Source organism: Eubacterium sp. 1001713B170207_170306_E7, from assembly GCF_015547515.1.
Classification (GTDB): Bacteria; Bacillota; Clostridia; order Eubacteriales; family Eubacteriaceae; genus Eubacterium.
The window spans coordinates 223,945-237,417 of record NZ_JADMVE010000003.1; the positions used below are offsets into that span (position 1 = coordinate 223,945).

The following is a 13,473-nucleotide window of genomic DNA, read 5'->3' on the forward strand; positions in this document are numbered from 1 at the left end:
ATGCTGGATTCAAAAACAGCGCAGAAAATTGCGGATGAGGTAATGAACAGCCTGGGCTATAATATCAATGTCATGAATAAGAACGCCATTATTATCGGCAGCGGAATCGTTGAGCGCATTGGCACCTTCCATGAGACGGCCATGCAGACGATTCGGGACTGTGCCATTTATGAAGTGACCGAGGAGGACGCGGCCCGGCTGCAGGGGGTAAAGGCTGGCATTAATATGCCCATTGTCAGCAAGGACGGAAGGGTGCTGGGTGCTGTTGGGATTACAGGCAAGCCCGATGAAGTCCGCAATATTGGCAAGCTGGTAAAAATGACAGCAGAGCTGATCATTGAGCAGGAAGAATCCATGAACCAGTTTTACCGTCACCGGAACGATAAGGAGCTTTTTGTGACCATGCTGCTCAGCGACAGCCCGGGCATGTCATCGGAGGAGATGAAGCGTTGGGGGCAGCGCATGGGCTATGATATGGAGCTGCCAAGAGCCGCCTGTATTATTTCCAGAAAGGCCAAACCAAATACAGGGGGCTATGAAAGACTTCTGGACCGGATTAAGCGTTCAAAAAGCCACTCGAAGCAAGACCTCTCGGTGGTAATGTCTGCCGGATATATTCTGGTTTTTAAACACCTGGACCGAACTGAGCCCTGGCGCATTGAGCAGACCCTGAGCGACTATCAGGAGCATATTTTGGGCAATCTGGATAAAGAGGATCAGGAAACGGTTCAGTTTTTTATCGGCGGTTACCATAAAGGCATCAATGGGTATCGAAAATCCTATGAGGATGCTGCCGCAATGTACCGCAGTGTGTCTCTGCCCCGGGATACAGCGCTGTTTTTCAGCCACCGCCATTTATTGGAGATCTTTTATGCACAGATGGACGCTGAATCCAGGGAAAGGATATTAGCTCCTTATATTAAGCTGTTGGAAGAGGCCTTTGGCAAGGGCGCAATGGACGCAGTACTAACCATGAAGGGCCTTTTGGAAAACGGCTTCCGGTACGAGCAGACTGCCAATGAAATGTTTTTACATAAAAATACAGTTATTTTCAGAAAAAAGAAAGTGGACCAATGTCTGGGCATAGACCCTAAAGGAAATATGAATGACCTGGTGTTAATGCGGTTGATTATCTGCCAGTATCTTGAGCAAACTGAAGAATAAGCGGCAAAGATCCTCCTAAATTATAAAGAAAATGTAAAGCTTTTAAAAGAAGCTGTTAATTCAGCGTAAATTAGGTTATAATGGTTTCAACATGAGGGAAAGGAGGCCTTAATATGGAGGGTATCAGCATGGTCACGGTCTGGATTGTATTGCTGGCGGTCTTTTTGATTGCTGAGATTTTAACAGTCGGGGCTCTGGTCTCAGTTTGGTTCTGCTTTGGCTCGGGCGCGGCGTTGATCTGTGCGCTGGCTGGCGGCGGGGTTGGACTGCAGACGGGTCTCTTTATCGGTGTCTCCCTTATTCTGCTTTTGTTGACCAGGCCTTTTATCAAACGGTTTATCAGGCCAAGGGAATCAAAAACCAATGCAGACCGGATTGTCGGCTTCAGAGCCATTGTTCTGGAGGAAATTGACAATCTGCATGGAACAGGGAGCATTGAGGTGGATGGAAAGATTTGGACAGCCCGCAGCGTAATGGATAATGAGATACTGCCGGCTGGTTCTGAAGTACTGGTAGAACGAATCGAGGGTGTTAAAGCCATGGTTCGTAAGTATAAACTTTAAAGGAGGACGAAATGGGTTTTATTTTTTTATTAATCCTGATTATTGTGGTGGTGGTGCTGGTGGTGCTCAACACCCGGATCGTACCGCAGGCTCACGCTTATGTCATTGAGCGTTTAGGCGCTTATCATGCAACATGGGAAACCGGTTTCCACATGGCGATTCCGATTATTGACAAAATTTCAAAGAGAATCAGCCTGAAGGAAAGCGTGGCGGATTTCCCACCGCAGCCGGTTATTACCAAGGATAATGTCACCATGCAGATCGATACGGTTATTTACATGCAGGTGACCGATCCTAAATTTTATATGTATGGGGTAGACCATCCCATGCGTGCCATTGAAAACCTGACAGCTACAACGCTTCGTAATATTATCGGGGATCTCGAGCTGGACCAGACCCTGACCTCCAGAGACACCATTAACTCGCAGATGCGGATTATTCTGGACGAGGCGACCGACCCGTGGGGCATCAAGATTAACCGTGTCGAGCTGAAAAATATTATGCCGCCGACCGAGATTCAAAATGCCATGGAACGCCAGATGAAGGCAGAGCGTGAAAGACGTGAAAAGATTCTTCAGGCAGAGGGTGAAAAAAAGAGCGCTGTGCTTGTAGCAGAGGGTGAAAAGGAAGCGTTGATTCTTCAGGCTCAGGCCCAGAAGGAAGCGGCGATTCTGGAAGCCGAGGCAGACAAGGAAGCCCAGATCCGCCGCGCAGAAGGGGAAGCAGAAGCGATCCTCAAGGTACAGAATGCGACTGCGGAAGGGGTTAAAATGATGAATGCGGCAGAGCCGATTAAAGAGGTTATTGCCATTAAAAGCCTGGAAGCATTTGAAAGGGCGGCTGATGGAAAAGCGACCAAGATTATCATTCCGTCAGAGATACAGGGCCTTGCGGGGCTGGCTGCCTCCCTTAAAGCATTGGTTGAGGACGACAGCAAGCCTAAAATTGCACCCCGTCAGAAATAAGGCAGAGCAGCTGACTGTTCACTGGAAAAGGACCGGCATCATTGCCGGTCCTTTTAAATTACAAAAATCATATGCTGAGAGATGTTTAACAGCTTAAGGCAAGTGCGTCAGGGTCTAAAAGAGTGATCTCCCCGCGGGAGAGACAGACCAGCCCCTCGGTTTGAAACTGATTGAGCAGCCGGGTCACCACCTCGCGGGCAGTTCCCAAATCTCTGGCCAGGGCATCGTGGGTCAGATGAAGGGTTTTACTCTTTTCCAGCCGGGAGTGCTCCAGAAGGGCGCAGGACAAGCGGTTTCGCATGCTGGAGAAAGCAAACTGGTTGAAGCGCTCCATGATAATGGAAAAATTATTGGCGACCATGCCAAGGGTAAAGTCCTTGACCGTAGGATTGGTGTCGCTGATGGCCTTAAAAACATCCTTTGGGATAATACAGCTTTCGGTATCCTCCTCATAGGCAATATCAATATCAAAATTCAGATTGTGGATCATGCAGGCAGCGCTGAGAATACAGACCTCGCCCTCGACCAGACGGCATAATGTGATCTCATCGCCCTCAGGCGAGGTTATGAAAATGCGCGCACGCCCGGTTTGAAGAATATTGAGACCGACACAATTACCGCCATACTGATGGGTTACAGTCCCTTTTTTATAACGCTGGGTAAATACACTGTCATGGATGGCGGCCTTTTCTGAATCGGTCAGAGCGTCCCAAAACGGAAGAAGGGTAATAGATTCAGACATAATGAACCTCTAGTTTATTCATTTGTTTATTCCATTATAGCAGTTTATTCTAAATTTAGCCATAAGGCCTCTTTCGGTGACTTTGTCACCGACATGGGCAGCCTGGTGGAGTATAATAATAAAAAAATGAGGAGGTTTTCAAATGAATACAATATTTAAGGCAACGGCGAAAAAATTGCCGGAAGGTTTACAGGTCGAAACAACAGCGCGGAATTTTAAAATTCTGCTGGATGAACCGGAAGACCTGGGCGGAACCAATAAGGGTTTAAATCCTGTGGAAGCAGTGTTGAGTGCTCTGGGCGCCTGCCAGACCATCTGCGCTTATGCTTTTGCGGGAGCCATGCACATTGATTTAAAGGATTTTTATGTCGAGCTGGAAGGCGACCTTGATCCCGATGGCTTTATGGGGCTGAACAAGGAAGTGAGAAACGGTTTTTCCGAAATCCGTTTTACTATGCATATGACAACCGACGCGTCACAGAAAAAAGCTGAAAAGCTGGCGGATTTCATCGAATCCCGATGTCCGGTAGGCGATTGTCTGGAAAATCCAGTAAAATTGGTAAGAACAGGTGTGGTGGTGCACCAGGGATAGCAAAAAGCCAGCGGCCGCTGGCTTTTTTTAGTAAAAACAGGTCCGATTCGGTAAAAACAAACCATGATGGCAGCCGTTATTTTATAATAGAGATTACGTGTTTTCTATCTGCGGATCATTTTTTTTAAAAATGTATTTGCTTTTTATTTTCTTTATAGTATAATAGACCAGTAGCAAATGCGCCCGTAGCTCAGGTGGATAGAGCAATGGTCTCCGAAGCCATGTGCCGTTGGTTCGAATCCAATCGGGCGCACCATATAAAATGTCTTTTTTAAAGTCTGGTCTCTCACTGAAAGAAACCAGGCTTTTTTGTTATACTATGAATTTTATGAATAGTCGGGCTGTATTTAAAGCTGGCTAATTTGTTTGTAATGGTATATAATCATTACAATATACTAAAATGAAAAGGGGAAAAGTATGAAAAAGAAAATTGGTGTTTTTTCGCTTGCCATCCTGCTTGTTTTATCGGTTACACTGGCAGGGTGCAGCGCTTCGCCGGCGACAAAGGTTAAGCTGAGTCCTGACGACCCGGTATCGCTTGAAGTATGGCACTACTACAACGGCCCGCAGAAAGAGGCCTTTGACGAAATGGTGGCAGAGTTTAATGATACGGTCGGCATGGAACAGGGTGTTACCGTCGAGGCTTTTAATAAGGGGAATGTTAATGAGCTGACCGACGCCGTGCTGGCATCTGCCAATAAAAAGGTGGGCGCGGATGAAGTGCCGGATATTTTTGCCGGCTATGCAGATACGGCATACCAGGTCGACAAGCTTGGACTGGTCGCTTCACTGGATGCCTATCTGACTAAAAAGGAAATCGAGGAGTATATCCCGAGCTATATTGAAGAAGGCCGTTTTGACAGTGAGGAAAATTTAAAAATATTCCCGTTTGCCAAATCCATGGAAGTGATGATGATCAACAAAACAGACTGGGATAAGTTTGCTTCTGCCACAGGCGCTTCACTGGACAGCTTAAATACCATTGAGGGCCTGACGGAAACCGCCCAGAAATATTATGAATGGTCCGGCGGCAAGGCCTTTTTCAACCGTGACGCCATGGCCAACTATATGATCATCGGCTCTAAACAGCTGGGTGTTGAAGTTTTCCAGGTTAAAAACGGCGCGGTGACCTTCAATCTTGACAAGGATGTCATGCGTAAGCTTTGGGACAACTATTATGTACCTTTCATTAATGGATATTTTGCCTCCTATGGCCGTTTTGCCTCTGATGATGCCAAGACAGGGGATATTATTGCGCTGGTAGGCTCGTCCTCGGGCGCGACCTATTATCCTTCCAAGGTAACCGTCAGCGATACGGAGAGCTATCCGATCGAAACGGTGGTGATGGCAGCGCCGGAATTTAAGGACGGCGAAAAGGTAGCGGTTCAGCAGGGCGCAGGTATGGTCGTGGTGAAATCGGATGAACGCAAGGAGTACGCCGCGACGGTTTTCCTGAAATGGCTGACCGACGCGAAACGAAACATTGACTTTTCAATCACCTCGGGCTATCTGCCTGTAAAGAAAGAGGCTAACACCAGCGAAATGCTTGAGACCGCCATGGCAGAGGCCGGCGAAAGCGCCATCTCCAATAACTTGGCCAAAACACTTCCGGTGGCTGTGGATATTACCAACAATAACGAGCTCTATACCAACAAGGCCTTTGAGGGCGGTACAGATGCCCGTAATGTTCTGGAAGCCTCGATGAAAAAGAAAGCCGCGGCAGATGCGGAAGCCGTTAAGGCCGCCGTTGCCGCTGGTACGTCTAAAGAAGCGGCTGTCGCCGCCTACAATACCGACGAAAATTTCAACCAATGGTATGAAAGCCTGAAAAAGGAACTGGAAGAAACTCAAAAATAATGCTCAACGAGGTGTTCGATGGCAAAACACAAATTTTTGGATTGGGGTAACCGGTCCATTATCCGAAAACTTTTCACTCCGATGATCATCGTCATGGTGATACAGGCCATTTTGTTTTCCATGGTCATCCTGTGGGGTGGAACAATTGAACAATTAAATAATAATGCCTTGGATATCCTCAATGAAAGAGTCATTAACCGAAAAAATTATCTTGAAAATGAGATGATTCAACGCTGGTCCAATGTGGATGAGTCTGTTAAGAGCATCAACAGCACTGTCGGCAGAGTACTGGCGGAAAAAAACGCCTCGGTGCAGGATATCGGCACAAACCCGGCATTGCCCGAGGCCATTGTTTCTTCCAATACACAGAACCTGATTTACCTGATCCGGAAGAATTTTGTGACAGGTGCCTTTATCGTTTTGACAGGCAACGACACAAACTATGAGCTGGAGCCCGGGCAGTCTGTGCAGAAAACATCCCTCTACATCCGTGACGCGGATCCGGGGAGCGATGTTGTGGACAACTCAGACCTTTCCCTGGAGCGGGCGCCGGTCGCTGTTACAAAGGCCACGAACGTGACCATGGCAACCGGATGGGCCCCGCTGTTAAGCTTTACGGGGGATGAACCGGATGCGTCGGCGTTTTATTACAAGCCGCTCAAGGCCGCGTCGGAAAACCCTGAACTGGCCTATTCGGATCTGGCTTACTGGAGCAGTCCTTTTAACCTGAATTCTGAGGAAAGCGGCGTGATTACCTATTCGGTACCGCTGAGAACAGAGGACGGAACCCTTTACGGGGTTATGGGCGTTGAAGTTTCAACGGATTATCTTCAGAAGATTCTTCCGAACACAGAGCTTGACGCCAACAAAAACGCTTCCTATCTGCTGGCGATGGATTCCAATAATGACGAAAGCTTTCAAAATGTGGTAACCACCGGAACGGCCTATAAACGGCTTGCCGGAAATGCGGATCATACCACCTTTGAATCGGAGCCATATTATAAAAGCATCTATTCCATCAAAAAGAATGAGCGAATTACAGAGGACGCCCTCGGCGCGGTTCAGTACCTGAATCTGTACAATAGCAACACGCCTTTTTCGGGCGACAAATGGGCGCTTGTCGGCGTGACCACCAACAAGAACCTGTTTGCTTTTTCGGATATGGTTATCCGGATGGTAATGATCGCTCTGGTTATTTCGCTGGCCATCGGCCTGATCGGCATTCTGGTAGCTGGAATCCATTTTACCAGGCCCATTACAACGCTGGTGCAGCAGGTTAAAAAAAGCAATCCGAGGATGCCGGTAAACCTCAATAAAACGAACATCACCGAGATTGATGAGCTGGCCGGCGCCGTCGAAACCCTGAGCCAGGATGTGGCCAGCTCCGCCTCGAAGCTTTCACGCATTATCGCCATTGCGGGGATACCAATTGCGGCTTTTGAAATCAATAAGGTGACGGATGAGGTCTACTGCACCGACAGCTTTTTCAAGATGCTGAATCTGGCGCAGGTGGAAAAGACCGTAGACAGCCTGAATAAAAAGAGCTTTAAAGAGATTATGCACGGCCTTAAGATTCTGAGTCAGGATTTTGATGCCCAGACCAATGTGTCGGTTATTGAGATTATGGACCGGAACAAGCAGAGCAGGTGGATTGAGGTCAAGCTGGTTGAGGATGACATCAATATTCTCGGGGTTATCCGGGATGTTACCATCGAGACACAGGAACGATTAAAAATCGAGCATGAACGCGACTACGATATTTTGACCAACCTGTTGAACCGGAGGGCCTTCTACGCCGCGCTGAACGAGTGCTTTGCAGCGCCAGAGACGCTTAAAACTGCGGCGGTTCTCATGCTTGACCTGGACAATCTGAAATACATCAACGATACCTATGGTCATGATTTTGGGGATGAATACATACGAAGCACAGCCAATGTGCTCAAGCAGTTTGCGTCTCCCAACGCGATTTTTGCACGAATATCCGGCGACGAATTTTATGCTTTGATCTACGGCTACGACAATAAGGATCAGATCCGCCCGATTATTTCACAGATCCGGCAGAGGCTTTTGCACACGGCCTTCCCGCTGCTGAATGATCCGGACCTTAAGATCCGGGCCTCGGGCGGCGTGGCCTGGTATCCGGACGATTCACCGTCCTACGAGGTGCTTTTAAAATATGCCGATTTTGCCATGTATCAGATTAAGAATTCGGTCAAGGGCGAGTTTTGCGAGTTCGATTCAAAGAGCTACAGCGAGAATGCCTATCTTCTTGAAAATAAGGAGGAACTGAATAAATTCATTGACGGTAATCTGGTGGACTACCATTTCCAGCCGATTGTGGATATACGCGATGGGCAGATTATCGGCTATGAGGCACTTATGCGGTCCAGACTCTCAACGCTGAAGACGCCTATGGAAATTCTGGCCCTGGCCAAATCCCAGTCCAAGCTTCATCAGATCGAGTGGCTGACCTGGTTTAACAGCCTGAAAGCCCTCAAGGCGAATCAGGAGGCCTTTGGCGGCGCGCGGATGTTTATCAACTCCATTTCAAACCAGCTGCTGTCCAGTGATGAAATGGAAAGGCTGGAGCAGCTTTATCAGCCCCTTCTGGGCCAGATTGTCGTTGAGTTGACAGAGGAGGAGCGCACAAATGAAACCTTTACGCGCAAAAAACAGCGCTATATCAGAAACTGGGGAGCCGGCCTGGCCCTGGATGACTTTGGGACAGGCTATAACAGCGACGCGAGCCTGCTCTTTATAACACCGGATTATGTTAAAATTGATATGTCGATTGTCCAGAATATAGATAAGGATGTTAACCGGCAAAAGCTTCTGCGGAACCTGGTAACCTATTTCAAAGAAAGAAAAATCAAGGTCATTGCCGAAGGCGTAGAGACCGCCAGCGAGTTGCACGAGCTCATCCGTTTTGGCGTGGATTATGTCCAGGGCTACTATCTTGGCAGGCCGGATATACACCCGCAGCGGCTGACAGAGGAACAGGTTGCAGAGATTTTACACCTGAACGAGCAAGTCAGAAATGAAGCATAAAAAGAAAACCCGGAAAGGCTATCCGGGTTTTTTTAATGGTTGCAGTAATTATAAACGGAACCGACGCTCAGGCCAAAGTTTTCCGCGATTTCGGCATAGGTACAGCCCTTTGCGCGGTAGTGCTTAATCTGTTCAATATCCTTGCTGTTCAGCTTGCGCTTTCTGCCGGCGCCGCGGCTGTTCTGAGCCTCAAGCTGAGCCTCGAGCTGTGAAATATAGTCTTTTTTTGTCTGGAGCTGTTCCTCCAGCAGCCGGATTTGTTCGTATGGGTCCATGAGAATGACTCCTTTCAAAAATTAATTTATGAATATATTATACCGGATATTCCTTAAAATTTCAATAATTAATTTTTGAAAGAGCAGATATTTGTGGAAAGCTTTTCTTTTCACTTTAAAAAATGCCTGAAATAGTATAAAATAGAGATAATAGGAATGAAAGAGAGAAAATGTTTTGAGAAAATTTCTGAGCGGCAGCATCGAAAAATTATTCAGCAAGCTTGAGGAAAACCGCATACTGACAGCCATACGTGACGGTATGATCCTGGCCATTCCCTGGATCATGGCCGGGTCCTTTGCGCTGCTGCTTAAGAGCCTGCCGATTCCGGCTTACAAGGTTTTTTTAGAGACTTTTCTGAATGGTTTTTTCTTGAACATGCTCCTGTTGATCAACGATGCGACCCTAGGGATTATCGCACTGATTTTGCTGCTGACGATCAGCCTTAGCTTTGAAAAGCAGACCGACACGGAAAATCTGGGACTCTTGCCGTTGATCAGCCTCTGTGCCTACATTGCCTTTGCCTACAATATTGAAACCGGATTTACCTTTGAGATCTTTCAGAGCACCTGGCTTTTTAACGCCGTGGTGGTCTCGATTGCGACCTGTCTGTTATATGATAAGCTGTCAAGCCTGTTTTCAAACGCCTTTAAATCTTATTCGGAGGGGGCAGATAATCATTTTAACCAGGTGCTGGCAGCACTGGTGCCGGGCACATTGATTATTTTTCTGTTTGCCCTTTTAAACAATATGATGGTGATGGTTTTTGGCGTCCCCAATTTTCAGCTGGTGGTGTCCGATTACCTCTTTAATATCTTTCAGCATTTTGGGCGGGGACTGGGCAGCGCGCTTTTCTTTGTGTTTATTATGCATTTTATGTGGTTTTTCGGCGTGCACGGCGCCAATATGCTGGACGATGTCGCCAAGACCTTTTTCAGCCAGGGACCGTGGATTGCGACCAAGACCTTTTTTGATACCTTTATCTTTTTTGGCGGCTGCGGGGCGCTGCTGTGCCTGGTGGTGGCCATCTTTATTGGCGAACGGCGGAAAAGCGTAAGGGAGCTCTCCGCCATCGCGACCTTTCCTGTCCTGTTTAACATGAATGAGCTGATCCTCTTTGGCATACCGGTGGTTTTTAACCCCATTTATTTTGTGCCTTTTATCGTCACGCCGCTGGTACTGACGCTTATCAGCTACGGGGCTTTCTATTTTGGCCTTGTACCGATGATTACCAGCACCGTGGAGTGGACAAGCCCGATTTTTCTGAGCGGCTACGCGGCCACGGGCTCCATTGCCGGGAGCCTGCTCCAGCTCGTCAATCTGGCAGTGGGCATTGGAATTTACCTGCCCTTTGTGTATCTGTCCCAAAAGCAGCAGCTTAAAACCCTGACGCGCCAGATTGACGAGCTCAGCGATGTGGTTAAAAGGGCTGAGGAGAGCGGTGAGCAGCCGGTTCTGCTCAGCCGCGGCGGACGGCTTTCAACCGTGGCAAAGGGCCTTGTCAGCGAATTGCGGCGCGATATCCGAAGCCGCAGCATCAATCTTTACTACCAGCCCCAGGTCAATGCAGAGGGCCGGGTGATTGGGGCAGAGGCCCTGTTGAGGTGGAAGCACCCTGTGGCCGGCTTCCTCTATCCGCCGCTGGTCATCGCGCTGGCCGAGGAGGCGGGTCTTCTGGAGGAGCTCGGCCGGATCATTACCGAAACGGCCTGTGACGATTTGGAGGGGCTTCAGCCCTGGATTGACGACCGGTTTATGATTTCTGTCAACCTGACGGCAAGCCAGCTTGAAAATCCAAAGATTCCTGAGCAGATGAGGGAGTTGCTGGACCGCCATAGCTTCAGGCCCAGCCAGCTGGGGCTTGAGCTGACCGAACAGATGGCATTGTCCAGCTCTCAGGCTATGACAAACCGTTTGATGGCACTTCATGAAATGGGCATGCCGCTGATTATGGATGATTTTGGCATGGGGCACAGCTCGCTCATGTACCTGCAGAATAACCAGTTTGACATTGTCAAGCTCGACGGCTCCCTTGTCAAGCAGCTGATGAGCAATAAACGCAGCAGCGACATTATCTCCTCGATTATCTACCTGTCCCATTCCCTCAAATTTGAGGTGCTGGCCGAGTTCGTGGAGACAGCTGAACAGCGTGACGCGCTGCTGGAGCTGGGGTGCAGGAATTATCAGGGCTATCTGTACAGCCCGGCAATCCCCATTGATGCGCTGAGGCTTTTTATACAGAAAATAGACTGAAATAACGCCGGTAACCAGGGGGTTACCGGCATTTTAAAATGGGTACAATTGTTGTAACAGCAAGGGAGAAATGATCAATGAAACTAAGCAGTATTAAAGCACCAGATTACAAACAGTTGAAAAATTGGGCGGCTTCGCCCCATAAACCCTCTCCAAGCGACCAGGTTCCTTCATTTTTGGAGGAGGGGCCTGCGCATAAAACAGCCGATGTTTTTTTTATTCACCCGACCACTTACCTGTGCCAGCGCCATGGGCGCTGCAGCATTATGCTTGACCGTACAGAGGTAAACCGGATGAGGGCGCGGGCTAATGATGAGCCGTGGAACAGCGATACAGACGATACAGCGCTGAATGCCTTTACCGACCGCGGCACCATCCGGATGCAGGCCAGCGTGTTTAACCAATGCGCCCGGGTGTTTGCGCCGCGGTACCGCCAGGCCCATGTCAAAACCTTTTTTCTGAAACCCTCGGACGCGGTTCAGGCCGCCTTTGATATGGCCTACTCAGACATCAGCAGTGCCTTCAGTTACTATCTTGAGCATGAGAACAACGGCCGGCCGATTATCCTTGCGGGACACAGCCAGGGAAGCTTTCACGGGCTTCGGCTGCTGAAGGAATTTTTTGACGGTACGAGCCTTCAGAAGCAGCTTGTGTGCGCTTATCTGCCGGGCTTTCAGATACCCCACGCCCATTTCAGCCAGCTGCCCTTTGCCAACACGCCGGAGATGACCGGCGGTTATCTGGGCTGGCGGAGCTACCAGCGCGGAACAGTGCCCGAGGATCTGCCAGCTGAAAAAGGGGACTCGCTGTGTGTCAACCCCTTTGTCTGGAGCGATACCATCGCTAAAATATCCCCTGGAAAGAGACGCTGTGGCATTGAAGACTGCAGCCATGTCATGCCAGGGGGCATGGCGGCGGCCATAGAACCCAGGACAGGGGTGCTGCTGGTGGACCTGCCGGACAAAGCGCCTGGAAAGATGAAAGGGCATCAGAACCTGCATCTCTATGACTACAGCCTTTTCTGGTTCTGCATCCGGGAGAATGCAGCGCACAGGGCGCACGGCTTTATTGATAAACAATAAAAAAGTCTTGCCGTTCAATAAGGATTGTGGTATCTTAAGGATAAGGAGGAGGTTGTATAATGTGGAATGAAACAAAAAGCCTGGCCTTATCCAAGCTGTGCGTAAAGCTCTTTATGGCTTTGCTCATTGGTCTGGGGGTCAGCGTGCCTTTCTGGCTGAGAAGCCTGCTGGCTTTTTACGCAGCGCTTGGGCTGGAGGGCTTTTACAGCTGTTTTCTGGTGAGCATTTACGCCTGCTGCGTACCGGCAGCGCTGCTTTTATATCATTTATACCGGCTCTTAAACAATATTGGCGAGGATGAGATTTTTAACGCTGAAAATGTTCGGCACCTCCGGGTCATATCCTGGTGCTGTATCGCAGCGGGACTGATCTGCCTTATTTCCGGCCTTTATTATCTTCCCTGGCTTTTGCTGGCTGTAGCGGCAGCCTTTATCGGGCTGATACTGCGGGTGGTAAAAAATGTGATTCAGCTGGCGGTGGTCTTAAAAGATGAGAATGACTATACGATTTAGGGAGGACCAAAATGCCCATTGTTGTTAATATTGATGTGATGATGGCAAAACGCAAAATGTCGGCCGGTACGCTGGCGGAAAAAATTGGGATCACCCCCGCCAATTTGTCGATTCTCAAAAACAATAAAGCCAAGGCGGTGCGCTTTACAACACTTTATGCCCTGTGCAGGGCACTGGACTGCCAGCCGGGGGACATCCTGGAATATGTGCCGGATGACGAGCCAGATAAAATGGAAGAAAAAGGATGACCGTACGAAACGGACGGTCGTTACTTTCTGCCAAAGAAGCGGCGTAGTCTAGGACGGCGCCTTTTATCCAGATAAAAAAAAGGGTCCAGGTGCTGTAAAAACGGCCCAAAATCATGACGCTTTACCGGAGCCGCCGGACACTGGTGCGTTACAGCGTTAACGGCAGCAAAGAAA

The 13,473-nt window shown here is 48.8% G+C and carries 12 protein-coding genes and 1 tRNA gene; 11 read left to right on the top strand and 2 right to left on the bottom strand.

The window, feature by feature from the left end:
- From I2B62_RS09015 to I2B62_RS09025, 3 genes are all read left to right on the top strand, one after another.
- Positions 1 to 1,164, top strand: a complete 1,164-nt coding sequence (locus I2B62_RS09015; RefSeq protein ID WP_195268641.1) for a sugar diacid recognition domain-containing protein — start codon at positions 1 to 3, stop codon at positions 1,162 to 1,164.
- A gap of 113 nt (positions 1,165 to 1,277) precedes the next feature.
- Positions 1,278 to 1,727, top strand: coding sequence for an NfeD family protein (locus I2B62_RS09020; RefSeq protein ID WP_195268642.1), 450 nt, complete (start codon positions 1,278 to 1,280; stop codon positions 1,725 to 1,727).
- Between the two features lie 11 nt (positions 1,728 to 1,738).
- Positions 1,739 to 2,692 (top strand): SPFH domain-containing protein, encoded by a 954-nt coding sequence (locus tag I2B62_RS09025; RefSeq protein WP_195268643.1) that lies wholly within the window; start codon positions 1,739 to 1,741, stop codon positions 2,690 to 2,692.
- An 85-nt stretch (positions 2,693 to 2,777) separates the two neighbouring features.
- On the opposite strand, the gene I2B62_RS09030 is transcribed toward I2B62_RS09025, so the two are convergent.
- Positions 2,778 to 3,434, bottom strand: a complete 657-nt coding sequence (locus I2B62_RS09030) for a Crp/Fnr family transcriptional regulator (protein WP_195268644.1) — start codon at positions 3,432 to 3,434, stop codon at positions 2,778 to 2,780.
- A 142-nt stretch (positions 3,435 to 3,576) separates the two neighbouring features.
- On the opposite strand from I2B62_RS09030, the gene I2B62_RS09035 reads away from it, so the two are divergent.
- From I2B62_RS09035 to I2B62_RS09050, 4 genes are all read left to right on the top strand, one after another.
- Positions 3,577 to 4,026, top strand: a complete 450-nt coding sequence (locus I2B62_RS09035) for an OsmC family protein (protein WP_195268645.1) — start codon at positions 3,577 to 3,579, stop codon at positions 4,024 to 4,026.
- A gap of 179 nt (positions 4,027 to 4,205) precedes the next feature.
- Positions 4,206 to 4,282, top strand: a tRNA-Arg gene (locus I2B62_RS09040).
- Positions 4,283 to 4,443: 161 nt separating this feature from the next.
- Complete coding sequence (locus I2B62_RS09045; protein WP_195268646.1) at positions 4,444 to 5,883, top strand: extracellular solute-binding protein; 1,440 nt, start codon at positions 4,444 to 4,446, stop codon at positions 5,881 to 5,883.
- Between the two features lie 18 nt (positions 5,884 to 5,901).
- A complete protein-coding gene (locus I2B62_RS09050) occupies positions 5,902 to 8,931 on the top strand; it encodes an EAL domain-containing protein (RefSeq protein ID WP_243259469.1) in 3,030 nt (1,009 codons plus the stop codon).
- Positions 8,932 to 8,963: 32 nt separating this feature from the next.
- Here I2B62_RS09050 and I2B62_RS09055 read toward each other — a convergent pair whose 3' ends face one another.
- Positions 8,964 to 9,206 (bottom strand): helix-turn-helix domain-containing protein, encoded by a 243-nt coding sequence (locus I2B62_RS09055; RefSeq protein WP_195268647.1) that lies wholly within the window; start codon positions 9,204 to 9,206, stop codon positions 8,964 to 8,966.
- 175 nt (positions 9,207 to 9,381) lie between these two features.
- On the opposite strand from I2B62_RS09055, the gene I2B62_RS09060 reads away from it, so the two are divergent.
- The 4 genes from I2B62_RS09060 (at position 9,382) to I2B62_RS09075 (ending at position 13,299) form a co-directional block, all read left to right on the top strand.
- Positions 9,382 to 11,457: an EAL domain-containing protein gene (locus I2B62_RS09060; protein WP_195268648.1), complete on the top strand. Its 2,076-nt coding sequence runs from the start codon at positions 9,382 to 9,384 to the stop codon at positions 11,455 to 11,457.
- A 77-nt stretch (positions 11,458 to 11,534) separates the two neighbouring features.
- On the top strand, positions 11,535 to 12,539 hold the full coding sequence (locus I2B62_RS09065) for a DUF3089 domain-containing protein (RefSeq protein ID WP_195268649.1): 1,005 nt from the start codon (positions 11,535 to 11,537) through the stop codon (positions 12,537 to 12,539).
- A 59-nt stretch (positions 12,540 to 12,598) separates the two neighbouring features.
- Positions 12,599 to 13,051 (top strand): DUF2975 domain-containing protein, encoded by a 453-nt coding sequence (locus I2B62_RS09070; RefSeq protein ID WP_195268650.1) that lies wholly within the window; start codon positions 12,599 to 12,601, stop codon positions 13,049 to 13,051.
- An 11-nt stretch (positions 13,052 to 13,062) separates the two neighbouring features.
- The gene (locus I2B62_RS09075) at positions 13,063 to 13,299 is read left to right on the top strand and encodes a helix-turn-helix transcriptional regulator (protein ID WP_195268651.1); all 237 of its coding nucleotides are present in this window, start codon (positions 13,063 to 13,065) and stop codon (positions 13,297 to 13,299) included.
- Positions 13,300 to 13,473: the final 174 nt, after the last annotated feature.